Below are 25,186 nucleotides of genomic sequence, written 5' to 3'. Positions count from 1 at the left end.
GGGTAAATCAGGCTCAGATATCGAGCGTATTATCCTTCTCCCATTGGGAGAAATGCGACACGAAGGAGGTCCATTCCTGCATCTTCATCTTGATGTAGGAGGCCGAGAATTCGGCACCCAAAGCAGCTTTCAGCCCCTCATCCGCGTCAAAATTGCGCAGCGCGTCCAGCAGGTTCAGCGGCAGGCGCGGCGCGTCCTTGATCTTGAACCCTTCGGCATACATGTCGATATCGTGACGCGGCCCCGGATCGGCTTTGGATTTGATCCCCGACAGACCCGCCGCGATGATCACCGCCTGCAGGAGATAGGGGTTCACCGCCCCATCGGGCAGGCGCAGCTCGAACCGGCCCGGACCGGGAACACGGACCATATGGGTGCGGTTATTGCCGGTCCATGTCACGGTGTTCGGCGCCCAAGTTGCGCCCGAGGTCGTGCGCGGCGCATTGATGCGCTTGTAGCTGTTGACCGTGGGGTTGGTGATCGCGGCCAAGGCTTCGGCGTGCTTCATGATACCGCCCAGGAAGGTGCGGCCCTGATCGGACAGGCCCAGCTCTTTGGACTTATCGGCAAAGGCATTGACCTTACCGTCCAGATCCCAGACCGAGATATGCGCGTGGCAGCCATTGCCCGTCAGCCCCTCGATCGGTTTGGGCATGAAGGTCGCCCGCATGCCGTGCTTTTCGGCCACGGATTTCACCATGAACTTGAAGAAGCTATGGCGGTCGGCGGTGACCATCGCATCGTCAAAGCCCCAGTTCATCTCGAACTGGCCATTGGCGTCTTCATGGTCGTTCTGATAGGCGCCCCAGCCAAGCTCCAGCATATAATCGCTGATTTCGGCAATGATATCATAGCGGCGCATCACGGCTTGCTGGTCATAGCAGGGCTTGGCCGCCGTGTCATAGGGGTCGGAGATCTGGTCGCCCTCGGGGGTGAGCAGGAAGAATTCGGCCTCGATACCGGTCTTCACGCGAAGCCCTTCGGCTGCGGCCTCATCCACCAGCTTTTGCAGCACATTGCGCGGCGCCTGTTCGACAGGCTCGCCTTCCATCACGCAATTTGCGGGCACCCAAGCCACCTCGGGTTTCCACGGCAGCTGGATCGCCGCCGATGCATCCGGCACCGCCAGCATATCGGGATGCGCAGGGGTCAGGTCCAGCCAGGTGGCAAAACCGGCAAAGCCCGCGCCGTCTTCCTCCATATCGGTAATCGCCTGAGCGGGCACCAGCTTTGCGCGCTGGCCCCCGAAGAGATCCGTATAGGAGATCATGAAATATTTGACGCCCTTCTCGCGGGCAAACTCGGCAAGACCTGCCATCTGAACACCTCTTTATCCCTGTTGAGAATGGCGGGGCGTTTGCCGCCCTCGCCCTGTCTTTCGACCAATCTGGAAACGGGCTTAGAAGCCGCCCTTGCCCGGCCACCAGCTCGTGCCCGCCAGAGGCACCTGCGCCATGGCAGCGGCCTCCATAGTCAGCGCGCAAAGATCCTCGGGCTCGAGGTTGTGGACATGGTTATGGCCACAGGCCCGCGCGATGGTCTGGCATTCCAGCGTCATCACATTGAGGTAGTTGCGCAGGCGACGACCAGCCGCCACCGGATCAAGGCGCTTCATCAGCTCGGGGTCCTGCGTGGTGATGCCCGCCGGATCGCGGCCCTCATGCCAGTCGTCATAGGCACCCGCTGTGGTGCCAAGCGCGTTATACTCGGCCTCCCATTTCGGGTCATTGTCGCCAAGCGCGACCAAAGCCGCCGTGCCGATTGCCACCGCATCCGCGCCAAGGGCGAGCGCTTTCGCCACATCCGCACCGGTGCGGATACCGCCCGAGACAACCAGCTGCACCTCGCGGTGTAGCCCCAGATCCTGCAACGCCTGAACGGCGGGGCGGATACAGGCCAGCGTCGGTTGGCCAACGTTTTCGATGAACACGTCCTGCGTGGCCGCCGTACCGCCCTGCATGCCATCGAGCACCACCACATCGGCACCGGCTTTCACAGCCAAAGCGGTGTCATAATAGGGGCGCGCACCCCCGACCTTGATGTAGATCGGCTTTTCCCAGTTGGTGATCTCGCGGAGTTCAAGGATCTTGATCTCCAGATCATCGGGGCCGGTCCAGTCGGGGTGACGACAGGCCGAGCGCTGGTCGATCCCGACCGGCAGATCGCGCATGCCCGCCACGCGTTCGGTGATCTTCTGACCCAGCAGCATACCGCCGCCGCCCGGTTTCGCACCTTGGCCCACCACGATTTCAATCGCATCGGCGCGGCGCAGGTCATCGGGGTTCATCCCGTAGCGCGAGGGTAGATATTGATAGACCAGCTTTTCGGAATGGCCGCGCTCTTCCTCGGTCATGCCACCGTCACCGGTGGTGGTCGAGGTGCCTGCAAGGCTGGCCCCACGACCCAGAGCCTCTTTCGCGTGGCCCGAAAGCGCCCCGAAGGACATGCCCGCGATGGTGATCGGGATTTTCAGCTCGATCGGTTTCTTGGCAAAGCGCGTGCCCAAGGTGACCGAGGTATCGCATTTCTCGCGATAGCCTTCCAGCGGGTAGCGCGACATCGACGCGCCCAGAAACAAGAGGTCGTCGAAATGCGGCACGCGACGCTTGGCCCCGCCGCCGCGGATGTCATAGATGCCGGTGGCGGCGGCGCGACGGATCTCGGAGTTGACCTCCTGCGAGAAGGTCCAGCTTTGGCGCGGTTCGGTATGCGGTGTCTTATCCATGATCGCGCTCCTTAATACTCGTCGGCGTGGTCGATATTGAAGTTGTAGAGCTTGCGGGCCGAGCCATAGCGTTTGAACTCTTCGGGCTTGGCGTCGGCGCCGGTCTTCTCAAGGATGTCCTTGAGGAAGGTGAGATGCTCGGGGCGCATCTCTTTCTCGATGCAATCAGCCCCCAGCGATTTCACTTTGCCGCGCACGAACAGGCGCGCCTCGTAAAGGCTGTCGCCCAACGCATCGCCCGCATCGCCCAACACAACCAGATTGCCGCGCTGCGCCATAAAGGCCGACATATGGCCGATATTGCCATGCACTACGATATCGATGCCCTTCATCGAGATCCCGCAGCGCGAGGAGGCATTGCCCTTGATGTTCAACAGACCGCCACGACCGGTGGCACCGGCATATTGGCTTGCGTCACCTTCGATGGTGACCACGCCCGACATCATATTCTCGGCCACACCCGGACCGGTCGAGCCTTCGACCGTCACCGTGGCTTCCTTGTTCATGCCTGCGCAGTAATAGCCCGTTGAGCCCTTGATGGTCACATCCAGCGGCCCGTCCAGACCCACGGCCACCGCATGGCTGCCACGCGGGTTGGTGATATCGAAAGCTTCATTCTTGCGGTCTTTGGCAGCCGCCTGCAGCGTGGAGTTCAGCTCGCGCAGGGCAACCTGCGACATATCCAGAACAGTCATGGATCAACGCTCCCAGAAATAGACAGTGGCGGGTTCGGGTTCCCAGACGCGGGCCGCCTCGATGCCCGGCAGGTCGGCAAAGGCGCGATATTCGCTGGCGAAGGCCACATAGTCTTCGGTCTCGGCCATGATCGCGGGCTTGCAGGCCACCGGATCACGCACAACACCAAAGCCGTTCTTGGTGCCGGTTACAAAAGTGAAGAAGCCATCAAGGTCCTCGAGCGTGCCTTCCAGCGCTTCACCAAGGCTGGCACCATCGGCAATGCGCGAGGAAATATAGGCAGCCCCCACTTCGGTGTCGTTTTCGGTCTTGGTGAAAACGCCCTTTTTGGCGAGCTTGCGGCGCATCGAGTTATGGTTCGACAGCGAGCCGTTATGCACAAGGCATTGGTCATCGGCGGTGGAAAACGGGTGCGCGCCCAGCGTGGTCACGGCGGATTCGGTGGCCATACGGGTATGGCCAATGCCGTGACTGCCGCCCATCTCGCGGATGCCGAAACGCTCGGCCACATCCTTCGGCAGGCCGATCTCTTTGTAGATCTCCATGCTTTCGCCCACGCCCATCACACGCAGGCCCTTGGCCTCAACGGCGGCCAGAAGGGCGGCCTCGGCGGCAAGCGGCGCTTTTATCACGGCATGGGTGGAGACAACCTTCACCGAAACCGCAACACCCGCAGCCTTCGACAGATCGTCTTCCAGACCCGCAAAATCCACTTCCGGCGCGTCCGATTGCACGGTGATTTTCACACCTTCGCCGTCATCCCCATAGATCGCGATGCCCGCACTATCGGGGCCGCGTTCGGTCATGGTGATCAGCATATCGGTCAGCATATCGCCCAGCTTCGGGCGCAGATCATCCTTTTTCAAAAAAAGGCCAACAATCCCACACATAGGTCCTCTCCGTTGCGTTCGAGACCGGCGCAGCGCGCCTTCAAGAACATCACTAAAGAGAATATTTTATTCCTTCTAGGAAAACCGCCGTTTTCTCCGGTCTTTCCGGAAGGCCGCATGGAACCGCATAGATTTTACGCAAAATCCGCAGGGCCAAGCCGCACAACGCCCAGCCCTTAGGCGGAAGATCAACGCGCTTGCGGATAGGTGATGATGGACAGGTAGCGGATCGGCAGGGCCGCCAGATCTTCCGGCCCGTGCGGCGCATCCGAGTCAAACACCAGCGAGTCGCCCGGTTCCATCAGATAGCGCTGGTCCCCGTGCCGATAGGTCATCTCGCCTTCCAGCATATACAGGATCTCGATGCCCTCATGCTGGAAGATGGGGAAGCGTTCGGTGGGATTTTCCAGCGTGATCATATAGGGCTCGACCACAACGCCGGAATTGTTCGACCCGATATGGCCCAGAAGCTGGTATTGATGGCCCGCCCGCGTGCCCTCCCGTTCGATTTCGACCCCGTCACCGGCTTTCACATGCATACAGCCGCGTTGCTCCTCGAACCCCGAAAACAACTGGACCAGCGGCACCCGCAACGCATGGGCCAAGGTGGAAATCGTGCCGAGCGAGGGCGAGGTCACACCATTTTCGATCTTCGACAGCATGCCCACCGAAAGCCCTGCCTGCCCTGCCAGATCGGCCACCGTCATGCGCTGGCGCTTGCGCAATTCGCGCACCTGACGGCCAATCGCCACCTCGAGGTTCTTCTCGCGGATCTCGCGCACGGCATGGGGGTTTTGTTGCAAACCCTTTTTGGTTTCAGACATGTCTGGCTCTCCCTCATGACAGTGCGGGGCCGCTTTGGAAAACCGGCCTGCGCAAAGCCATTATTCAAAAAAGTTTCTTGTCAGGAAAGGCCCTAAAACGCTGTCAAAGGGTTATATGCCTGAAAACATCCGCGAAATCCGCAACGCATAGCGGTCTGTCATCCCCGAAACGAAATCACCCATCGCATGCAGCGCCGTTTCCGCCGATGTCACATCCCGCAGGTCCAGCCCCAACACCCGCACGATCTGCGCCGCATGGGTGTCCAGCGCCTCGGCCTGCCATCCCCGCGCGCCAAGCTGCTGATAGATCGGGGCGATCCCGTCCAGCACATTGGCAATGACCCGATAGCCCGAAACTTCCAGCTCTGTCTTGCGCGGGGCGGTGAAGATACGCGCTTTGGCAAGATCGCGGATCGCGGAGAACTGTGCGCCCAGATGACCGGCCTCGACCAGAGCGTGGCTGAACCGGCCCTCCATGATCGCGCTGTAATGTGCCTTGAAGGCCTCCACACAGCTTTCGATGGCCCGCCCGATACTCATTGCCCGCAGAAGGGCGATCTCTTCGGCAGGCAGACGCGACGGGCGGCTTTGCACGGGCCTGTCCTCGCGCCCCGCCAGCCGGAGCAACGTGTCGCGCACCACCTCGAATGGCAGCTCGCCCGTGGTGAAGGCATCTTCGAGATCGACGATATTATAGCAGATGTCGTCAGCCGCCTCGACGACATAGACCAGCGGGTGACGCCGCCACCACTGGTTCGGGCCGATCTCGATCTGGGGCAGGCCAAGGCTTGCCGCCACCTCGGCAAAAAGCCGCAATTCCGAATGGAAAATCCCGAATTTCTTGGCGCCGAAATACCCATCGGCGTGATAGCTCTCCTCGCCCAATGCGGTTTTCGTCGCTGCCGAAAGCGGGTATTTCATGAAGGCGCCCAGCACCGCCTTGGACAGCCGCATCCCGCCATCATTGCGATACATCTCGGTGCGGGCGATGATACGGAACCCTTGCGCATTGCCTTCGAACTGGCGGAACTCGTCTTGCAGAGCGGGGTCCAGATCACCAAACACCCCGCGCTCCTCCCCGAAGGCCCGCGCGAACCATGCGCCAATCGAGGCCTCGCCCGAATGACCAAAGGGCGGATTGCCGATATCATGGGCAGCGCAAGCGGCCTGCACGATATTGGCAAGGCTGTTTTCCTCGCCCGCCGCGATATGGCCCTGCGCCACCAGCCATTGCCCGATGGCCATCGCCAGCGACCGCCCGACAGAACCCACCTCGATCGAATGGATCAGCCGGTGATGCACGTGGTCATGTTCGTATAGCGGCTGCACCTGCGTTTTATTGGCCAGACGCCGGAAGGGCTGGGAAAACACGATCCGGTCGTAATCCTGCGTGAAGATGGAGCGGTTGCTCTGCTCGGAATAGGTCCGGTCGCACAGGCGTTCGTTCGACAGAAGCTTTGTCCAGTCCATGTTCATCTCCGTAGGGGCCGTCCCTTTCTAGCCCCAAGCCCCGCCAATAGCGAGACGGCATCACACACCGCGCTTATTGCCCCAGATCATCACATGCAACTGCGGCAGCACCCGAGGGCGGAACCATTTTGCGGCAAGGGTCTGCTGGACCAGCCATTCCAGCCGCTTGGCCGCCACATCCAGATTGACGGGGGTCGCGGGGTCCACCTCGCGATTGCCCGGCTGCAGGTAAAGCGGCAGATCGGGATAGCTTGCCGCGGTGGCACGGGCAAAGGCGAAATCGTCCTCGTCGAAAACGACGATCTTCATCACCACCTGCGTATGCGGACCCGCCGCCTTGAGACAATCCTCAAAGCGCTCCCAGACGACCCGTTCCCCCGAGGAGGGCGGCTTCGGGCTCAGCACGAGCGTATCAAGCCGCCCGAACCATGCCGCAGGGATCGACCCCTGTGTCTCGCAGGCAAAACGGTAGCCTGCCGCCTGCCCCATCTCGATCACCGGTGCCAGATTCTGGATCGCCGGATTACCGCCCGACAGCGAAACGGTCAGCGGTCTATGGTCCGACAGATGCACGATCTCGTCCCAGACCTCGGTCGGGGTCATGACCTCCCAGTCATGGCGATAGGCGCTGTCGACCGCGTGCAGACTGTCGCACCAGCTACAGCGATAATCGCAGCCGCCGGTGCGCACAAACACCGTCGGCTCGCCGATCAGCACCCCTTCCCCCTGGATGGTCGGGCCGAAAATCTCGCAGATCCGCAGGCTCATGGACGATATTCCGCCCATGTCTTGGGCGTCTCCGAGACCTTCACTGCCGCAACCTCGGGCCAGCGCGCCTTGCACCAGAGATAGAAGTGACGTGCCATATGTTCGGCCGTCGAGGGGCAATCGAGCACGTCATTGAGATGGCGATGATCGAAGGTGCCGTCAATATAGTCTTTTAGCGCCGCCAGTTCGTGATAATCGCGCACGAACCCGTCGGCATTCAGATCGGCGGCGGCCAGTTCGACCACGACGATATAGTTATGGCCATGCAACCGCGCACATTGATGGCAGGCGGGCAGGTGGTCCAACTGGTGAGAGGCGGAAAAGTGGAATTCTTTCGTGATCCGGAACATTACGGCATCTCCTTGGGCGCGGGCAGGACATGCGGCAACACAACGGCACAGGGGCGACACCCCTTTAGGATATAGGTCATAGGATCAGTCCTTGTTTTGATAACCGGGTAGGCTGCGACCGGTGCGCCGTCGATACAGCCTTCGCGATTTTCGCGCAAGCGGTCTGAAAAGACAAAAACCATCGTAAATTTTGGTCATTGCAATCGAATTTTCTTGCCAAAAGCTGCATGGCCCCCTATCCGCTGCGACCATGATGGATACATTGCCCCCCTGCCCCAATTGCGCATCCACCTATACCTACGAGGTCGATGCCCTGCTCACCTGCCCCGAATGCGGGCATGAATGGTCGGCTGACATGTCCGGCTCTGACGAAGAGGTCATCCGCGACGCGGTTGGCAATATTCTCGCCGATGGCGACACCGTGACCGTGATCAAGGATCTCAAGGTCAAAGGCAGTTCCTCGGTCGTGAAAGTCGGCACCAAAGTGCGCGGCATCCGCCTTGTCGGCGGCGATCACGATATCGATTGCAAGGTTCCCGGGATCGGCCAGATGGGGCTGAAATCCCAATTCGTCAAGAAAGTGAACGACTGATCCCCAAGACCGCCCTGCGCGCCCCGCCGGGCGCAGGGCATGCCCTTTCGAACGGGCTTTGAGGCGGGCTTGGATCGGCCAAGCCCGCCTGCCTGTTTCAGGCGATCTCTGCGACGATCTGGCCCGCCGCGAGGCTGGCGCCTTTTGCGGCCTGCAGATGGATCACCCCGTCCTTTTGCACGACAACCGGTGTTTCCATCTTCATGGCTTCCATCATCGCCACAGTCTGCCCCGCGCGCACGGTCTCGCCTTCGCCGACCGTCCAGTCCAGAAGCAGGCCCGAGATGGGCGCGGCCACCCCGTATCCGGCACCTTCTGCCGGCCCCTCGCCCGCGCCGCGCGCAGAGGCTTCGGCGGCTCTGGCGGCACCCTCTGCCGGTATCGTGCCCAGACGCGCAAGCTTTGCCACAAGATCGGCCCCGAAGCCGACATCACACAAAGCCCCATCAATCTCGATCCGACCGCGCAGAACGGCGGGCGCAGGTTCGGGCGGCACACGCAGCGCCGCTTCCAGCGGTTCGGCAAAATCGGTTTCGATCCAGCGGGTATGCACCGCAAACCCCGTCTCCTGTGTGAAATCCTCGGCCTGCAGCGCGGCACGGTGGAACGGCAACACCGACGCGACCCCCTCGATCCGGAATTCTCTCAGCGCGCGGCGCGCCCGTGACAGCGCCGTTTTACGATCCGGCCCCCAGACCACCAGCTTGGCCATCATGGAATCAAACGTGCCGGGCACGGTGCTGCCACTTTCCACACCGCTATCGACCCGGACACCCGGACCGGATGGCGCATGGAACATCGAAATCCCGCCCGGCGTCGGCAGGAACCCCCGACCCGGATCTTCGGCATTGATCCGGAATTCGATCGCATGACCATTGGGGCGCGGGGTCTGGGATACGGATAGCGGCAGACCATCGGCAATCCGCAGCTGCTCGACCACCAGATCGACGCCGGTGGTTTCCTCGGTCACCGGATGCTCGACCTGCAGGCGGGTATTGACCTCGAGAAACGAGATCATCCCGTCCGCCCCAAGCAGAAACTCCACCGTCCCCGCCCCTTCATAACCGGCCTCGGTGCAGATCCTGCGTGCGGCATCATGGATCGTGTCGCGCTGCACCTCACTGAGGAAGGGCGCGGGGGCTTCTTCGATCAGTTTCTGGTTCCGGCGCTGGAGCGAACAGTCCCGCGTCCCCAACACCACCACATTGCCCAGACGGTCGGCAATCACCTGCGCCTCGACATGGCGCGGGCGGTCGAGAAAACGTTCGACATAGCAGGCCCCGTTGCCAAAGGCGGTCTCGGCCTCGCGGCGGGCGGCGTGATACAATTCCTCGATCTCGGCCATTTCGCGGGCGACACGCATGCCACGCCCGCCTCCACCATGCGACGCCTTGATCGCAATCGGCAGACCATGCGCCCGCACGAAAGCCAGCACATCTTCCGGGCCATCCACCGGACCGGGCGTCCCCGGGACCAAAGGCGCCCCCACCTTCATCGCAATGCGCCGCGCCGCGACCTTATCTCCCAGCTCGGCAATCACCGCGGGCGGTGGGCCGACCCATGCAAGCCCCGCCGCAAGCACCGCCTGCGCGAATTCGGCACTTTCCGACAGGAAGCCGTAGCCCGGATGCACCGCATCCGCCCCCGCACGCTGCGCGATTTCGAGAATGGCAGGGATATTGAGATAGGTCTCGGCAGGGCGCGAACCGGGCAGGGAAAAGGCCCTATCGGCTTCGCGCACATAGGGCGCATCCGCATCGGCATCCGCGAAAATCGCCACCGAACCCACTCCGTAATCACGGCAGGCGCGCACCACACGCAAAGCGATTTCGCCGCGATTGGCAATCAGTACAGTCTTCATTGGAACGTCTTTCGTGTCACATGCCCGCGCAGGGCTTGATTTCGGCAAAGGGCGCGACCGGATTGAACCGGATTTTCACGCCGGGCGGCAACTGGCCCGCCAGATCAAGGTGATAATCGGCAACGGCCCCGATCACCGGATAGCCGCCTGTCAGGGGGTGGTCGGCCAGAAACAGAACCGGCTGGCCGGAATGGGGCACCTGTATCGCGCCGGTCGCGGTGCCTTCGGAGGGCAGTTCGCTCTGGTCCGGACGGGTCAGTGGCGCGGCCCCGTTCAGCCGGATCCCGACACGGCTGGATTGCGCCGTCACCTCCCATTCCTGCTGGGTGAAACGGTCCAGTATCTGCGGCTCGAACCAGTCGCTGCGTGGCCCCATCACCACATCCAGCACCACCAGATCACCCGCTTTAGGCAGGGCGGGCAGGGAAATCGCAGGCCCTACGGCATCGGCGGGGGCATGGGCCAGCGCCAGATGCGCGCCCTGGCGAACCGGCTGTGGCCCGATCTCGGCCAGACTGTCCCATGTCGCAGCCCCCATCACCGGTGCCACGGCAAACCCGCCCCGCACCCCGAGCAAGGCGCGCAGCCCCGCTTTGGGCACCGAGAGGGTGATCCTGTCGCCCGGATCCACCGCAATCGGCGCATGCGACCCGAAGTCCCAGTCATTGACGCTGACGCGACAGGGCGCGCCCGTCACCGCAATCACGGCCGGTTCCTTGGCGCGGAAGGCAAACCCGCCGCCCGTGATCTCTAGCGCGGCGGTTCCCGCAGGATTGCCCAGCATACGGTTGAGCGCGCGCAGAGCGCCGCGATCCAGCACCCCCGAGGCCGCAACCCCTTGTGCCGCCTGTCCAGCCCGCCCGTTATCCTCGAACATCGCGGGGAAGGGCGCGGCCAGAACCTCGAAGCCACCCTGCCCCGATGGCATGTCCGCAGACGGCGGAAGGGCCGCAACGGGATAGGCCGCAACCGCGTCATGGCGCTCGAATTGCACCTGATCTCCGGGCTGCAGCAGCGCCGGAGGCGTGCGCCCCAGATCCCACATCGCCAGATCGGTGGTACCGATGATCTGCCAGCCACCGGGGCTGGCCTTGGGATAGATGCCCGAAAACGCACCGGCCAGCGCGACCGATCCTGCCGGAATGCGGGTCCGTGGCGTGCGGCGGCGGGGCACTTCCAAAGCCGGATCGCCCCCCGCCATATAGCCGAAGCCCGGCGCGAAGCCGCAAAACGCCACGGTCCAGGGGCGGGCCTGATGACGCTCGATCACCTCGGCCACGCTGAGCCCTGTCAGCTCTGCCACCTCGGCCAGATCCTCGCCATCATAGCGCGTCGGAATGGTCACAACCCGTGCCGCCTTCTGCACATGTGGCGTCAGATCCAGCGCATCGATCTGTGCCGCCAGAGCCTGCGCCGAGACCTCTTGCGGATCAAACCGGACAAACAGGGTCCGCGCCGCAGGGATCGTTTCGCGAAGACCCGCCAGCGGGGCCTCGCGCAGCAGCGCATGCAGGGTCAGAACCTGTTCGAGATCGGCAAGCTCGACCAGCAGCGCATCCAGCGCGACGGGCAGGAAACGCAGATGGCTCATGCCGCACCACCCGCCCCGAAGGCCGCAAGCGACACGCCTTCACGCAGGAACAGCGCACGGATCTGGCGGGCCATTTCGACCGCGCCGGGGCTGTCCCCATGCACACAGATCGACTGTGCGTCAACACGGACATCACGCCCGTTGATCGAGCGGATCACCCCCTCGCGCACAAAGCGCAGCATCCGCTGTGCCACCACATCCGCATCATGCAAAACCGCACCCGGCAATTTGCGCGACACAAGCTGCCCCCCGTCATCATAGGCACGGTCGGCAAAGGCTTCGGCCACAACGCTCAGCCCCGCCTGCCGGGCGCGCTGCTCAAGAGGGCTGCCCGCAAGCACCATCAGGGTCAGGCTCGGGTCCACCGCCCCGAGCGCCGCGATCACGGCCTCCGCCTGACGCATGTCATGGGCAATGGTGTTATAAAGCGCCCCATGCGGTTTGACATAGCTCACCTTGGTGCCTGCCGCACGGGCCAGCCCCTGGAGCGCGCCGATCTGGTAGATGACCTCTGCTGTCAGATCCGCGCTGGCGACATCCATATTGCGCCGCCCGAACCCCGCCAGATCGCGATACCCCACATGGGCCCCGACCTGCACGCCGCGTTCTGCCGCCGCACGCAAAGTGGTCAGGATGCCGTTCGGGTCGCCGGCATGGAACCCGCAGGCCACATTGGCCGAGGTGACGATCTCCAGCATCGTCGCGTCATCCCCCATCGCCCATGCACCGAAGCTTTCGCCCAGATCACTATTGAGATCCATGTTTTCTCCCTTCAGGACAGTCTGTGGCAGGTTCGGGCCTTACTGCCCGAGGAACGCGAAGATCGAGCCAACCGATTTGAACCCCATATACCATGTCAGGGCGCAGACGATCGTCCCGAGGATCAGCAGGCTGCGCGGATAGCTATAGCCATTCAGCAGATCCCTGCGCGCCCAGCCCACATAGATGAAGAGGCTGAAGCCCAAAGGCAAGATCAACCCGTTGAACCCGCCCGCAAAGACCAGCAGCGCCGCCGGTGCGGTGCCAAGCCCGACATAGGTTGCCAGCGAGGCGGCGATGAAGGCGACAGTCGCATAGGCCCGACCGCGCTCGGTCAGCGAGGGGAGGAACACTGTCAGGAAAGACACGGATGTATAGGCCGCGCCGATCACGCTGGTAATGGCCGCCCCCCACAGGATCGCGCCGAACACCCGCAGGCCCAGATCGCCCGCAGCCGCCTGAAAGGCCTGTGCCGCCGGATTGGCCGCATGCCCCGTGGTATCCATCACCAGACCCGCCGAGACCACGCCCAGCACGGCCAGAAACAGCACAAAACGCATCACGCCGGTGACCACGATGCCGGTCACGGACGCACGGGTGACCGCGGCAAGATTTTCCTCGCCCACCATCCCCTGATCCAGAAGACGATGCGCACCGGCATAGGTGATATACCCGCCAATCGTGCCGCCGACGATGGTCACGATCGTGGCGAAGTTGATGCTATCGGGCCAGATCGACTGCGAGAGCGCCTCGCCCACCGGAGGATGCGAGACCCCCGCCACGAAAAGCGTCATCAGCAGCATCACCACCCCCAGCACGACCACGACACGGTCCATCAGCAGACCCGCGCGACGCGAAAGGAAAATGGCCACCGCAATCAGCGCACTGATCAGACCACCGATCTTCGGGTCCATGCCCAAAAGTGCGTTGGTCCCCAGACCGGCCCCTGCGATATTGCCCACGTTGAAGACGAAACCGCCCAGCAGGATGAAAACGGCCAGCAGATACCCCGTCCCGGGCACGGCACGGTTGGCCAGTTCGGCCGCACGGCATTTCGACAGGGTCACGATCCGCCAGATATTCATCTGCACGACAAAATCGATCAGCACCGAGACGAGAATGGCGAAGGCGAAGGTGGCGCCCATGCTGGCGGTGAAGGTTGCGGTCTGGGTAATGAAGCCCGGCCCAATCGCCGAGGTCGCCATCATGAAAATCGCCGCAACCAGCGCGTGACGGCGCAGCTTGGCCCCTTTGCCGGTCGCAGTTGTCGCTGTTTCTATTTCGGACATTTCTATCTCCCTTGATCCCTGTCGGGCGGATTGATCCGCCTCTCCTGTCACAAAAGAGAGCAACCATATTCACATTGTTCAACAATATATTTGTATCGTAGGCCATATTTGCAGGCATCACCCTATATTCGCATGCTTTATGATCAATAATTATGCAAATTCGCCCAATTATTACGCGATGCCAGAGGCGAATGGTGCTTGGGGGCGGGATATGCGATAGAGCGGAAGAGTCACTTTGAAGGTCTTTCCATGTCCGCACCGCCCCTCTCCCTTGCCGAACGCACCGCGCAGCGGATTCGCGATCAACTGATCATGGGAGAGCTTGTTCCGGGCCAGCGGCTCTCCGAAACCGCCTGCGCCGAGGGGCTGGAAGTCTCGCGCAATACGCTGCGCGAAGCCTTCCGCATCCTGACCAAGGACGGTTTACTCCATCACGAGGCCAATAAGGGGATTTCGGTGGCCAGCCCGTCGATGGCCTCGATCATCGATATCTATCGGGTGCGCCGCGTGATCGAGGTGCAGGCCATTCGCGGCAGCTACGCCCAGCATCCGGCACTGGCGGCAATGGAGGCCGCCATCGCCAAGGCACATCGCTCTGCCGCAGAGTGCGACTGGCGCGGTGTGGGCAGTGCCAATGTCGATTTCCATAGCGCGATTGTCGCCCTGAGCGACAGCCCGAGGCTTGCGACCTTCTATGCCAATCTGACAGCAGAGTTGCGGCTGGCCTTCGGTGTCATTCAGGACCCCGAATTCCTGCATGCACCCTTTATTCCGCTGAACGAGAAGCTTCTGGGGTTGATGAAAGCCGCCGAGACAGAGGCCGCCGCCCTGATGCTGGAAGGCTATCTTGACCAGTCCGAACGGATGCTGATCGCTGCATTCTCACGCAGCGATGCCGCAAAGGCCGCCCGCTAGCCCACATCCCCCTTGCGACAGAAAAGACGCTTGGGGGAGGGGCGCGGCCTTAGGCCGACGGCAGCCGGTTTTCCAGCCAACGCAGCGCCAGCGTCAGCGTGCCGCTGAGCACCAGATAGACCGCGACCAGAAACAGCAGCGGTTCATAGGTCAGGAATGTGGTCTGGCGCACGCGGGTGATCACCGCATAAAGGTCGGTGATCGTAATCGTGGCCACCAGAGGCGTTGATTTGAGTTGCAGGATGATCTCGCCGGTCAGCGTCGGCAGGGCGCGATGCAGCGCCCGCGGGAACCATACCCGACGGAACAGCATGAAGCGCGGCATCCCGAAGGCGCGCGCGGCCTCCAATTCGCCCTCGGGCACACCCGCAAAGGCCCCGCGCATCACCTCGCCCTCATAGGCCGCGAACGAGACAGTCAGCGCGATCAGCCCATAGGGCCATGCCTGCCGCAGATAGGGCCAGAGCCAGGAGTCACGGATTTCGGGAAACTGCGCGAAAAGCGACCCGAGCCCGTAATAGAACAGCCACATCTGCAATAGCAGCGGCGTGCCGCGGATCACCGTGCAGAAGGCCGTCGCCGCCCATTTCAACGGGCGCGGCCCCGTCACCTGCACCAGACCCAGAGGCAGGGCGCAGAGAAATCCGATCACCACGCTCGCGACCAGCATGATCATCGTCATGCCCAGACCGCTCCAGAGTTTGGGGAAATAGGTGGGCAGCCAGCTCCAGTCCATATAATGGACCATCGCGGCCACGGCCCCCACAGCCAGCAGCGCCATCACGATCCGGTGCGGCATCAGCGCGGCCCGCCATTGCCCCAGCAAACGGGACAGGGGCGCAGGTTCGAGCGGGGTGACAATATCGCTATCAGGCATCTCGGGCTTCCCAGATCAGCGGGCCAGACCACGGCGCGCGCGTTTCTCGAACCAGCGCAAACCGAGATTGGAGACAAGCGTCAGGGCCAGATAAAGCGCCCCCGCCGCGAAAAAGAACAGAAAATAGGACCGCGTCGCCGACGCCGCCTGACGGGTTGCCAGCGTCAGCTCGGAGAAGCCGATCACCGCCAGAAGCGCGGTATCTTTGGTGGCGATCATCCACAGATTGGCCATCCCCGGCAGGGCATGTGGCGTCATGGCGGGAAGTGTCACACGGGTCAGCACCTTGCGCGAGGACATACCGAAAGCATGGGCCGCCTCGATCTGGCCATAGGGCACCGACTTGATCGCCCCGCGGATGACTTCGGTCGCATAGCCTCCCTGCACCAGCCCGATCACCAAGATCCCCGCCGTCAGGCCATTGATGTCGAAGCCCTCATAGCCCATCGCCTGCATCGCCTTATTGGCCAGATCCGTGCCGACATAGTAAAACAGCAGCATCAGCACCAGCTCGGGCACCGCGCGGATGAGAATGGTGTAAAGCTCGGCCACATCCCGCAGCACGCGCCCGCCATAGAGTTTCGAGACCGCGCCGATAATGCCGATCACAATACCAAGCAGATACCCCCCAGCGGCCAGTTCGACCGAGCGCACGAACCCCGTCAGAAGGGTTCCGCCCCATCCCGGCGCGTTCAAGGCCAGCAGGCTGAAATCTATCCCCGTCGCCATGATACGGTTGCTCCTTCTGTCAGGGTAAAAGCCGGAAGGCCGGGCGCCTGAACGCCCGGCCCCACCACTTATTCGCCGTAGATATCAATCGTGAAATACCGCTTGGACAGGGTGTCATAGGTCCCGTCGGCACGGATATCGGCAATGGCCTTATTGACCCGCGCCAGAAGTTCGGTGTCTTTCTGGCGCACGCCGACGCCCACGCCACGACCCAGCGTTTCGGGGTCGCCCTTCACAGCACCGACATAATGGCAGCAGGCTTTCCCTTCGTCGGATTCGATGAAGGGCTGCATCGCCAGCGTATCGCCGACCACCGCATCGATCCGGCCTGCGGCAAGATCCTGCAGCTCTTCGTCCAGCGTCTGGTAGACGCGCACGCCACTGGCGCTATCGGCCAGATGGGCATTGACGAAATTCTCCTGGCTCGAGCCGGATTGCGTGCCGATATACAGCCCCTTCACGCCTTCGGCATCGGGGGTGATGTCAAGCGATTTCGCGGCCAGAATACCGGTCGGCGAGTCATAGTATTTATCCGAGAAGGCGATCTGCTTGGCACGCTCGGCGGTAATCGCCATCGAGCCCATAATCATATCGATCTTGCCGGTATTCAGCGCGGGAATGATCCCTTCCCATGCCACGGGTGCCACCACACAATCCGCGTCGATCCGTTTGCAGACCTCATGCATAAGGTCGATTTCCCAGCCACTCCAGTTGCCATCGGCATCGGGGGTATAGAAGGGCGGATAGGGTTCAGCCGAGACACCGACCTTCAGGGTTTCAGCCATAGCAGGGATGGCCATACCGGCGGTGACCAACAGGGTCAGGGCGATTTTTCTGATCATATGCAGTCCTTTATCGGATGATTCAGGTTGAGGAGAAAACGGCAGCGCCTAGGGCCTAGCTGACCGAGCGAAGAAATTGCTGCAGATGCGGCGATTGCGGCGCCCCGAAGATCTGCTGGGGCGGGCCCTGCTCTTCGATGCGGCCGTCGCGCAGATAGACGACATGGCTTGCGACATCACGGGCAAAGGCCATCTCGTGGGTGACCAGAACCATCGTGCGCTTTTCCTGCGCCAGATCGCGCAGCACGGCCAGCACCTCGCCCACAAGCTCGGGGTCCAGCGCCGACGTCGGCTCGTCGAGCAGCATGGCATGGGGATCAACGGCCAGCACCCGCGCAATCGCCGCGCGCTGCTGTTGGCCACCCGAAAGCTGCGAGGGCCATGCCTGCAGCTTGTCGCCCAGCCCGACCCGTTCCAGATAGGCAATCGCCCGCGCCTCCGCCTCGTCCCGCGACAGCCCCAGCACATGGATCGGCACTTCGGTCACATTGCCCAGAACGGTGCGGTGCGGCCAGAGGTTGAACGACTGGAAAACCATGCCCAGATGCGCCCGAATCCGCTGCACCTGTTGGCGGTTGGCAGGCTCCATCTCGCCGGAGCGGGTCTTGCGCAGCTCATAGGCCTCGCCCTTGATGCGGATCATCCCCGAGCTGGGCACCTCGAGCAGGTTGATGCAGCGCAGCATCGTGGACTTGCCCGAGCCGGAGCCGCCGATCACCGCGACCACATCGCCGGGATAGGCTTTCAGAGAGACCCCCTTGAGAACCTCAAGCGGGCCGAAGCTTTTGTGCAGATTGTCGATTTCGATGGTCGGGGTCATGATCTACCGGAGAAGTTCTGGCTGCGCCTGTTACGAAAAATTGCGAAGGTGTCTTGTCTTTTGGCCATTACTATACGATCGTATAACAGCATAAGACCCGTCTCAGAAACACGCACTGCCGTAACAGCGCCCCGCCAGAATGGAGATGTCGAACTATGCTCATTTCACAGGCACCCGCACCGCACTACGCACCAATGCTAGGCAGTTTGTTTCTTTCATCGCTCCGTCTTTGGGACTTTCCGCGCGAAAAAGCAACAGAGCGGGCCCCGTTATGAGCCGAAAAACATTCCAGCGCCTGCCAGAAGATGCCCGCCGTCTGGAACTTCTTGAAGCGACACTGGCCTGTATCGGGGAAGACGGGCTGAATGGTGCCAGCGCCCGCAAAATTGCCGAGCGCGCCGGTGTCACGGCCGGATTGATCCGCCATTATTTCGGCTCGAAAGAGGAAATGCTGCGGGCGGCCTATGCCCATCTGATGACCCAGTTGACCGGTCAGGCCGAGGCGGTGGCGCAAACCCGCGCGCTGACGCCTGCACAGTCTCTGGCCGGTTTCATCTCGGCCAACCTGATGCGCCCGAACCTTTCGGCGCGCAAGGTCTCGCTCTGGTCGACCTTTATCGGGCGGGTCGAGCACGAGCCGGGATATTCGCAGATCCATCGCGCCAGCTATCAGGAATTCCTCGACCTGCTTGCCACGCTGATCCGCGATGCCCGCCATGCCTGTGACCTGCCCCATGACGCGCCCCTGTGCCATGATCTGGCCATCGCGCTGAACGGGCTGATCGACGGCCTCTGGATCGAGGGGTCTCTGGACCACGGGATTTATGACCCCGAACGCCTGCCCCTGATCGCCCTTCAGGCAGCGGAAGGCCTGCTGCATCTCCCCAAAGACAGTCTGACCCAACATCAAATTGCCTCTTGAGAATGCCTGCCTCCTCGCAGGCTCGAAAGGATTTTTCCATGCGCTACGCTTCGGTGACCGACAGGCTCTATACTCTTGGAAGTGACAAATGGGCGGTGCATTTTGCCGCGCGTGACAGGGTTGCCCAAGGGCAGGACATCCTGGAACTGACCATTGGCGAACCCGATATCGCCCCCGCGCCCGAACTGGTGGAGGAATGCGTGCGCGCCCTCAAGGCAGGCCGGACCCGATATTCGAACGGACGCGGCGAGCCCGATCTGGTCGCCGCGCTGGCCGATCTCTACCGCCCCAGACTGCCCACGATCCGTGACGAGAATATCCTGTGCTTCCCCGGCACCCAGACCGCCCTGTTTGCCGTGATGACTGCGCTGGTGCAAAGCGGCGATGCGGTCTTGCTGGGCGACCCCTATTACGCCACCTATGAAGGGGTCATCCGCTCGACCGGCGCCATAATGCAGCCCGTGCCGCTACAGATGCGGCACGGATTTATCATGCAACCCGAAGATCTGGCCGCCGCGATCACCCCTGAAAGCCGCGTGCTGCTGTTGAACACGCCGCATAACCCGACCGGCGCGGTGCTCGACCGCAACACATTGGAGGCGCTTGGCGCGCTGGCTATTGCGCATGATCTGTGGATTGTCTGCGACGAGGTCTACGAGGCACTGATCTTCGAGGGCGGCTTCGCCTCGCCACTGGAAATCGATGCGCTGCGCGAGCGCACCATTGTGGTGTCCTCGATTTCCAAAAGCCATGCGGCAACCGGCTTCCGCAGCGGCTGGTCCATCGGTCCGGTCGAATTTTCGCGCAGGCTGCTGCCGATCTCGGAAACCATGCTCTTTGGGAACCAGCCCTTCATCGCCGATATGACGACCGCCGCACTGCGCGGCAATCACACCACCAGCGCCCAGCTGCGCACGGCGCTCGGACGGCGGGCGCGCATGGTGACACGCATGATCGAAGAGAGCACGGGGCTGTCCTGCCACATGCCCTCGGGCGGCATGTTTGCCATGATCGACGTGTCGCAAACCGGCATGGATGGCGAGGCTTTCGCGTGGCGGCTGCTGGACGAAGAGAATGTGGCGGTCATGCCCGGCTCGGCTTTCGGGGCGCAGGGGCGCGATCTGATCCGCGTCGCGCTGACGGTTCCGGATGCGGAACTGGCGGATGCCATCTCGCGCATGGCCGCACTTGCCCGAACCGCCCTAACCGGAAAGCCCTGACCGGAGTGGCAAAAGACTGACGCCTTAAGACGGCTTAAGACGGCGCGCCCGTTTCCTTCCGTCCGGAACGCCGCGCCGCCTTGGTGCGGCAGTCAGTCCGAAGACATGGGCAGGAAGCCTTCGGTGGTCGCTGTCGCCTTGGGACGTGTCAGCAGGCTTCCCGCCACAAAGAGCAGGCTGGCCACCGGAAAGCCCAGAACACCGGCATTCAGCCCGAACAGCCGGTTCCCGCTCAGATACATCCACAGCACGAACGCCACCCCGCCCAGAATGGAGAGCAACGCCCCCGTGGCCGTCCCCCTGCGCCAGAAAAACGCACCGATCGTGGCCGGAACCACCACCACCAGCCCCGCAGAGGCCGCAACCGACAGAATGGAGATCATCGAAAGCTGCAAGGTTGCGAAGACCAGCGCCAGCACGGAGATTACCGGAATGACAGCCTTCCCCACCCAGAGCTGGCGGCGTTCGGGCGCGTCGGGGCGCAGATTGCCATAGACGTCACGGGCAAAGATGGAGGAAAGCGTCAGCAGGATGGAATCGATTGTCGAGACCGCCGCGGCGAGAATCCCGACCATCACCACCACCCCCAGCACAGGCGGCACATAGTCCGAGGCCAGCAGGGTCGCGGTCGCCAGATCGGGGGTTGCCAGATCGGGGAACGCCACAAAAGCCGAAAACCCCCACAGGACCGAAACAAGCGTATAGACCAGCCCGAAACACAGAAAAATCAACAGCATCTGTCGCAAGGCCGCCAGAGATTTCGGCATGAACAGACGCTGGCTCACCTGCGGGTTGGAGATCGCGAAGAAGAACCACGGAATGGTCAACCCCAGAAAGGTCGGGAAGCTGAAAAGACCCGGACCGGGCACCTGCAACATCTGCGGCGCACGGCTGGCGATGGTCTCAAACAGGACCACGGGGCCGCCGAGTCTGGCCACCACAAGCCCCCCGACCAGCACCGAGGCCACAATCATCACAAGGGCCTGCAGGCTATCGGTCCACATCACGGAACGGATACCGGCGACGAAGGAAAAAGCGATGGCCAGAAGCGTGGCCAGCACGACCCCCGCCCCGAACGGGATCGCGCCTTGGGTCATCCCCGACAGCAGATACCCCACCCCCGCAAGCTGCACCGCTGAATAGGGGATCAGGAACCCCAGCGCCGTCAGCCCCGCCGCAACTGCCACCCAGCGCGAACCATAGCGCTTTCCCAGCATTTCGGAGGGGGTGACAAAGGCATGACGGCGGGCCGCTTTCCAGAAGCGCGGCCCGAAGATCGACACCAGCGAGACACCGGCGAAATAGATAATCTCGAAGCCTAGCGCGCCGACCCCGCCCTTATAGGTCAGCCCCGCCAGCCCGACCATCATGAAGGCCGAATAGGTCGTGGCCGAATAACTGAGCGCCGAGACGACCCCGCCCATCGAGCGGTTGCCCAGAAAATAGCGCGACATCGATTGGCCGCCCTGCGGACCGCGCTGGCGTGACAGATAGGTGACGACCGAAGAGAGCAGGACATAAAGAACCACACCCCACAACACCAGAGACACGGTCATTGCGTATCCTCCTCTTGCGCGGCAAAGCCTGCCGTGGCTACGACATTGAGACCGATCACCGCAAGACCGGCCAGTGCCCAGAACAGGAAGCAGCCATACCATGCAGCGATATCGCCCAACAGAAGGTAGGGGACGCCATAAGAGGCCAGAATGACGAGAGCCGTCAGGAAAAGCGCGAGGGGCCGTGACATGAGTATCCTTGCTTTCGGAAGACCGCAGACATGATTTCGGCGGCAAGATGCGGCATCGCGCGGCAGATGCCAATACGCCTTTACGCCGATGCTGCCGCCCAGCGGCGCGGGCAGAATGGCGGCTTTATGCACACAAGGCCTCACCGGATCTTGAAACCCGCATTATCTTGCCTGTAAGGTAAGCCAAAGTTTTCAGCACTGGCTCTTATTATGTCTGTATTTTTCTCGCAGGATGCCCGTATGGGGCGGCTCACCACGGTTCTCGGCACGGATGAGCTGGTGCTGCAGCGGTTCGATGGGACCGACCATATCAACGCGCTCTATGACTATCAGGTGGACTGTCTGGCCTCCTCGGCGGATGTCGATTTCGACGCGCTGATCGGGACCCATGCAAGCGTTGCGCTTGTCACCCGCGAGGGGAGTGACCAGTATTTCGACGGGATCGTGACCGAGGCCCGCTGGCTGGGCACGGGCGACAATGGGCATAAGTACCGCCTGCGCCTTCAGCCGTGGTTCTTCCTGGCCAGCCTGCGCCGCAACCAGCGGATCTTCCACAATAAAACCGTGGTCGAGATCCTGACCGAGCTTTTGGGAAGCTACTCGGATGCGGGCAAGCTGACGGTCAATCTGGCGAATGACTACCCCGAGCTGGAATATACCGTGCAATACCGCGAATCCGATATGGCCTTTGCCACGCGGATGATGGAGCGCCACGGTATCAGCTATCACTTCACCCATTCCGAAGGCGCGCATGAGATGGTGCTTTCCGACGCCGTCGAGGCCCATGCGACCATCGGTGCCGTGCCCTTCAAGCCCGACGATGGCCACCATCAGGCCGATTTCGCGCATTTCTGGGACTGGCATCCGGCGCGGCGCATCACCACCGGCGCGATCCGCCTGACGGATTACAACTTCAAGACCCCGAATGCCGCGATGGAGACCGATCAGATCGGCGATGCCGAGTACGCTCAGGGGCAGATCGAGAGCTTCGACTGGCCCGGCGATTATCTGGCGCAATCGCGTGGGCGCGTTGTGGCGCAGCTGCGCACGCAGGGCGAGCGCGGTCAGGACCGCCGCTATGAGGCGGTGGGCGACATCATCACCCTGCGCGGTGGCACGCGGGTCGATCTGGCGGGCGACACCGTTCCGGGGATTGGTGAGGAATATATCTGCCTCTCGGCAAGCCATTCTTATACCTCGGATAATTACGGCTCGGGCGGGACCGAAGGCGATGGCTATGCCTATTCGGGGCGCTATATCCTGATGCCGTCTTCCGCGCCTTTGGTGCCCGAATTGAAGACCCCGCGCGCCGATGTGAAGGGCCCGCAGACGGCGGTGGTTGTCGGCGATGGCGAGATTGACTGCGACGAATATGGCCGCATTCTGGTGCAGTTCCACTGGGATCTGGATGCCGATTATTCCATGCGCTGCCGCGTGTCACAAAGCTGGGCTGGCAATGGCTGGGGCGGCATGGTTATCCCGCGGATCGGGATGGAGGTGGTGGTCGAATTCCTCGACGGCGACCCTGACAAGCCACTCGTCACGGGTTGTGTCTATAACGGCAAAAACGCCGTGCCCTATGATCTGCCCGCCAATAAGACTGTCTCGACCTTCAAATCCGACACCCATCAGGGCTCGGGCTATAATGAATTCCGCTTCGAGGACGAGAAGGACCGCGAAGAGGTCTTCATGCATGCGCAGAAAGACCATAATACGATCATCGAGAATGACGAAAGCCATTCCATCGGCCATGACCGCTCGAAAACCGTGGGCAATGACCAGTCGGAATCGATCGGCCATGACAAGACGATCTCGGTCGGCAATGACCACCGCGAGAATATCGGCAACGATATGTATTACGATGTGGCCCGCAACCAGCAGGAAAACTACGGCAAGGACCACATCCATCGCGTCGGCAATATCCACAAGCAATCGATCTATGCCGACCACCTCTATGAGGTAGGCCGCAATTATCAGGGCGAGGTCGCTGGCAAATTCACGCTGGATGTGGGCAGCTCGATCACCAATAATACCGGCAAGCACACGCTGATGGCCTTCGAGAAATTCCAGATCAAGGGTCCGGGGGGCAAGATCACCATCGACGCCTCGGGGATCACGCTGGAAGCGGCCAAGATCAACCTCAAGGGCGCGGTCTCTATGGGCGGGTCTGGCTCGGCTCAGGTGCCGACGCTGCAGATGGCGGCCAAGGAAGGCCTGCCGCTTTGCGAGGAATGCGCCGCCGCCAAGGAGGACAGCTGATGCCACAGGTCGCACGGGTGGGTGATAAACATGTTTGCCCCAAACAGGGTCACGGAACCAATGTGATCGTCTCGGGCGGCACGGCAATGGCGGATGGCAAGCCGATTGCACGGGTGGGCGATAAATGCGCCTGCGGCTGCACCATTGTCACAGGGTCGTCGCAGCAGACCCTTGACGGGCGACCGGTGGCGATTGTCGGCTCCAAAACCTCGGGCGGTGGCACCATCGTTTCCGGCTCGCCCAACCATACCGCCTGACAGAGCGCAGAGGGCGCGCCATCGCCAGAACCTGACGATGCCAGATCAAACGGCCAGACCAAACGGCCAAATCAAACACTGGGGCCGACAGGTGCCCCGTTTCTGTTTGCGATATCCCCCGCGCCAGAAAATCCGGCCCAACATAAACCCTGCCCCGCAACCGCATGAAACATGAAGCTCGTAAAGAGCCGGTTCCGCCGCAGAATGCGCGCGCTTTCAGGTCTTTTCCCGCCACGACTTCAGAATGACAGACGTCGTGACGGTCAGCACCTCGGGATGCCGTGACAAACGGTCACGCAGCTCTTCGAGAATGCTCAGATTGGCCGCCTCCAGCAGAATACGCATGTCGGTATCACCCGTCAGCGACCATGCCGAGACCACCTCGCTCCAGCGCTGGATCGAGGCGTAGACGATCGAGCAGGTATTGCGCTTGAGTTGCAGATCGAACATCGCCCGCGTGCCGGTGACCGAATCCACCTGCGTCGTGTCCACCTCGATCGTGAAACGACTGATGACCTTACTCTCGATCAGCTTGTCGACATGATATTTCACCGTCGGGCGCGACAGGCCGACAATATCGGCAATCTCGGTCAGAGACCGGCGACTGTTTTCGCGCAGCAATTCCAAAATCAGGTTCTCTGTCGGACTCAAACGCATCGAAACTCTCCCATTACGTGTCAGGATAACGAGTTTTTCTTCGAAACGAAGAGAGAATTGCGTTTTGAATTGTAGGCGGCGCCACGTCAAGGCGGCCACACTTACCATGTCATTCAACGAAGGGAT

25 protein-coding genes are annotated in these 25,186 nt (G+C 61.9%); 6 read left to right on the top strand and 19 right to left on the bottom strand.

Translation table 11 applies throughout. The features are described from left to right. Positions 1-13: 13 nt before the first annotated feature. The 8 genes from glnT to WDB88_RS14690 form a co-directional block, all read right to left on the bottom strand. Positions 14-1,318, bottom strand: coding sequence for a type III glutamate--ammonia ligase (gene glnT, locus WDB88_RS14725; protein ID WP_339109584.1), 1,305 nt, complete (start codon positions 1,316-1,318; stop codon positions 14-16). 81 nt (positions 1,319-1,399) lie between these two features. Continuing rightward, a complete protein-coding gene (locus tag WDB88_RS14720; protein ID WP_339109583.1) occupies positions 1,400-2,725 on the bottom strand; it encodes an FMN-binding glutamate synthase family protein in 1,326 nt (441 codons plus the stop codon). An 11-nt stretch (positions 2,726-2,736) separates the two neighbouring features. Continuing rightward, positions 2,737-3,420, bottom strand: coding sequence for a GXGXG domain-containing protein (locus tag WDB88_RS14715; protein ID WP_339109582.1), 684 nt, complete (start codon positions 3,418-3,420; stop codon positions 2,737-2,739). A gap of 3 nt (positions 3,421-3,423) precedes the next feature. Then, positions 3,424-4,311 carry a glutamine amidotransferase family protein gene (locus WDB88_RS14710; RefSeq protein WP_339109581.1) on the bottom strand — a complete coding sequence of 296 codons (888 nt, stop codon included), beginning with the start codon at positions 4,309-4,311 and terminating at the stop codon, positions 3,424-3,426. A 188-nt stretch (positions 4,312-4,499) separates the two neighbouring features. Next, entirely contained in the window at positions 4,500-5,135 is a 636-nt protein-coding gene (locus WDB88_RS14705) for a helix-turn-helix domain-containing protein (protein WP_339109580.1), read from the bottom strand. A 111-nt stretch (positions 5,136-5,246) separates the two neighbouring features. Continuing rightward, on the bottom strand, positions 5,247-6,605 hold the full coding sequence (gene dgt / locus WDB88_RS14700; RefSeq protein WP_339109579.1) for a dGTP triphosphohydrolase: 1,359 nt from the start codon (positions 6,603-6,605) through the stop codon (positions 5,247-5,249). A 60-nt stretch (positions 6,606-6,665) separates the two neighbouring features. Continuing rightward, the gene (queE, locus tag WDB88_RS14695) at positions 6,666-7,373 is read right to left on the bottom strand and encodes a 7-carboxy-7-deazaguanine synthase QueE (RefSeq protein ID WP_330647156.1); all 708 of its coding nucleotides are present in this window, start codon (positions 7,371-7,373) and stop codon (positions 6,666-6,668) included. Next, positions 7,370-7,723 carry a 6-pyruvoyl tetrahydropterin synthase family protein gene (locus WDB88_RS14690; RefSeq protein ID WP_330647157.1) on the bottom strand — a complete coding sequence of 118 codons (354 nt, stop codon included), beginning with the start codon at positions 7,721-7,723 and terminating at the stop codon, positions 7,370-7,372. The genes queE and WDB88_RS14690 overlap by 4 nt, the downstream gene beginning before the upstream one ends. A gap of 250 nt (positions 7,724-7,973) precedes the next feature. Here WDB88_RS14690 and WDB88_RS14685 point away from each other — a divergent pair, with 250 nt between their 5' ends. Continuing rightward, complete coding sequence (locus WDB88_RS14685) at positions 7,974-8,315, top strand: zinc ribbon domain-containing protein YjdM (RefSeq protein WP_330647281.1); 342 nt, start codon at positions 7,974-7,976, stop codon at positions 8,313-8,315. A gap of 97 nt (positions 8,316-8,412) precedes the next feature. On the opposite strand, the gene WDB88_RS14680 is transcribed toward WDB88_RS14685, so the two are convergent. From WDB88_RS14680 to WDB88_RS14665, 4 genes are read right to left on the bottom strand one after another with little or no spacing between them, the layout of a single operon-like run. Beyond that, positions 8,413-10,176, bottom strand: a complete 1,764-nt coding sequence (locus tag WDB88_RS14680) for a biotin carboxylase N-terminal domain-containing protein (RefSeq protein WP_339109578.1) — start codon at positions 10,174-10,176, stop codon at positions 8,413-8,415. 16 nt (positions 10,177-10,192) lie between these two features. Next, positions 10,193-11,767 carry an urea amidolyase family protein gene (locus WDB88_RS14675; RefSeq protein WP_339109577.1) on the bottom strand — a complete coding sequence of 525 codons (1,575 nt, stop codon included), beginning with the start codon at positions 11,765-11,767 and terminating at the stop codon, positions 10,193-10,195. Beyond that, positions 11,764-12,528 (bottom strand): 5-oxoprolinase subunit PxpA, encoded by a 765-nt coding sequence (locus tag WDB88_RS14670; protein WP_339109576.1) that lies wholly within the window; start codon positions 12,526-12,528, stop codon positions 11,764-11,766. The genes WDB88_RS14675 and WDB88_RS14670 overlap by 4 nt, the downstream gene beginning before the upstream one ends. A 39-nt stretch (positions 12,529-12,567) precedes the next feature. Beyond that, positions 12,568-13,815 carry an NRAMP family divalent metal transporter gene (locus WDB88_RS14665; protein ID WP_330647161.1) on the bottom strand — a complete coding sequence of 416 codons (1,248 nt, stop codon included), beginning with the start codon at positions 13,813-13,815 and terminating at the stop codon, positions 12,568-12,570. A gap of 249 nt (positions 13,816-14,064) precedes the next feature. Here WDB88_RS14665 and WDB88_RS14660 point away from each other — a divergent pair, with 249 nt between their 5' ends. Then, on the top strand, positions 14,065-14,730 hold the full coding sequence (locus tag WDB88_RS14660; protein WP_339109575.1) for a GntR family transcriptional regulator: 666 nt from the start codon (positions 14,065-14,067) through the stop codon (positions 14,728-14,730). Between the two features lie 49 nt (positions 14,731-14,779). On the opposite strand, the gene WDB88_RS14655 is transcribed toward WDB88_RS14660, so the two are convergent. The 4 genes from WDB88_RS14655 to WDB88_RS14640 all read right to left on the bottom strand — a co-directional run bounded on the left by WDB88_RS14655 (position 14,780) and on the right by WDB88_RS14640 (position 17,998). Then, the gene (locus WDB88_RS14655) at positions 14,780-15,529 is read right to left on the bottom strand and encodes an ABC transporter permease (protein ID WP_330647282.1); all 750 of its coding nucleotides are present in this window, start codon (positions 15,527-15,529) and stop codon (positions 14,780-14,782) included. A gap of 93 nt (positions 15,530-15,622) precedes the next feature. Next, positions 15,623-16,336: an ABC transporter permease subunit gene (locus tag WDB88_RS14650; protein ID WP_339109574.1), complete on the bottom strand. Its 714-nt coding sequence runs from the start codon at positions 16,334-16,336 to the stop codon at positions 15,623-15,625. Between the two features lie 68 nt (positions 16,337-16,404). Then, on the bottom strand, positions 16,405-17,178 hold the full coding sequence (locus WDB88_RS14645) for a transporter substrate-binding domain-containing protein (protein WP_330647164.1): 774 nt from the start codon (positions 17,176-17,178) through the stop codon (positions 16,405-16,407). Between the two features lie 55 nt (positions 17,179-17,233). Further along, complete coding sequence (locus tag WDB88_RS14640; RefSeq protein WP_339109573.1) at positions 17,234-17,998, bottom strand: ATP-binding cassette domain-containing protein; 765 nt, start codon at positions 17,996-17,998, stop codon at positions 17,234-17,236. 271 nt (positions 17,999-18,269) lie between these two features. On the opposite strand from WDB88_RS14640, the gene WDB88_RS14635 reads away from it, so the two are divergent. Further along, on the top strand, positions 18,270-18,920 hold the full coding sequence (locus tag WDB88_RS14635; RefSeq protein WP_339109572.1) for a TetR family transcriptional regulator C-terminal domain-containing protein: 651 nt from the start codon (positions 18,270-18,272) through the stop codon (positions 18,918-18,920). 38 nt (positions 18,921-18,958) lie between these two features. After that, positions 18,959-20,140 (top strand): pyridoxal phosphate-dependent aminotransferase, encoded by a 1,182-nt coding sequence (locus WDB88_RS14630; protein ID WP_339109571.1) that lies wholly within the window; start codon positions 18,959-18,961, stop codon positions 20,138-20,140. 92 nt (positions 20,141-20,232) lie between these two features. On the opposite strand, the gene WDB88_RS14625 is transcribed toward WDB88_RS14630, so the two are convergent. Both WDB88_RS14625 and WDB88_RS14620 read right to left on the bottom strand, forming a co-directional pair. Beyond that, the gene (locus WDB88_RS14625; protein WP_339109570.1) at positions 20,233-21,696 is read right to left on the bottom strand and encodes a sodium:solute symporter family protein; all 1,464 of its coding nucleotides are present in this window, start codon (positions 21,694-21,696) and stop codon (positions 20,233-20,235) included. Beyond that, positions 21,693-21,887 (bottom strand): hypothetical protein, encoded by a 195-nt coding sequence (locus tag WDB88_RS14620; RefSeq protein WP_330647169.1) that lies wholly within the window; start codon positions 21,885-21,887, stop codon positions 21,693-21,695. Before WDB88_RS14620 ends, WDB88_RS14625 begins: the two co-directional genes overlap by 4 nt. A 210-nt stretch (positions 21,888-22,097) precedes the next feature. Between WDB88_RS14620 and tssI the strand changes: the two genes are divergently transcribed. Both tssI and WDB88_RS14610 read left to right on the top strand, forming a co-directional pair. After that, a complete protein-coding gene (tssI, locus tag WDB88_RS14615; protein ID WP_339109569.1) occupies positions 22,098-24,146 on the top strand; it encodes a type VI secretion system tip protein TssI/VgrG in 2,049 nt (682 codons plus the stop codon). Continuing rightward, complete coding sequence (locus WDB88_RS14610; RefSeq protein ID WP_330647171.1) at positions 24,146-24,403, top strand: PAAR domain-containing protein; 258 nt, start codon at positions 24,146-24,148, stop codon at positions 24,401-24,403. Before tssI ends, WDB88_RS14610 begins: the two co-directional genes overlap by 1 nt. A 216-nt stretch (positions 24,404-24,619) precedes the next feature. Here WDB88_RS14610 and WDB88_RS14605 read toward each other — a convergent pair whose 3' ends face one another. Beyond that, positions 24,620-25,060, bottom strand: a complete 441-nt coding sequence (locus WDB88_RS14605) for an Lrp/AsnC family transcriptional regulator (RefSeq protein ID WP_330647172.1) — start codon at positions 25,058-25,060, stop codon at positions 24,620-24,622. Positions 25,061-25,186 lie beyond the last annotated feature (126 nt).

The sequence above is a fragment of the Thioclava sp. GXIMD4216 genome, assembly GCF_037949285.1.
GTDB classification, from domain to species: domain Bacteria; phylum Pseudomonadota; class Alphaproteobacteria; order Rhodobacterales; family Rhodobacteraceae; genus Thioclava; species Thioclava litoralis.
This window is presented reverse-complemented; position numbering and strand designations above follow the sequence as displayed.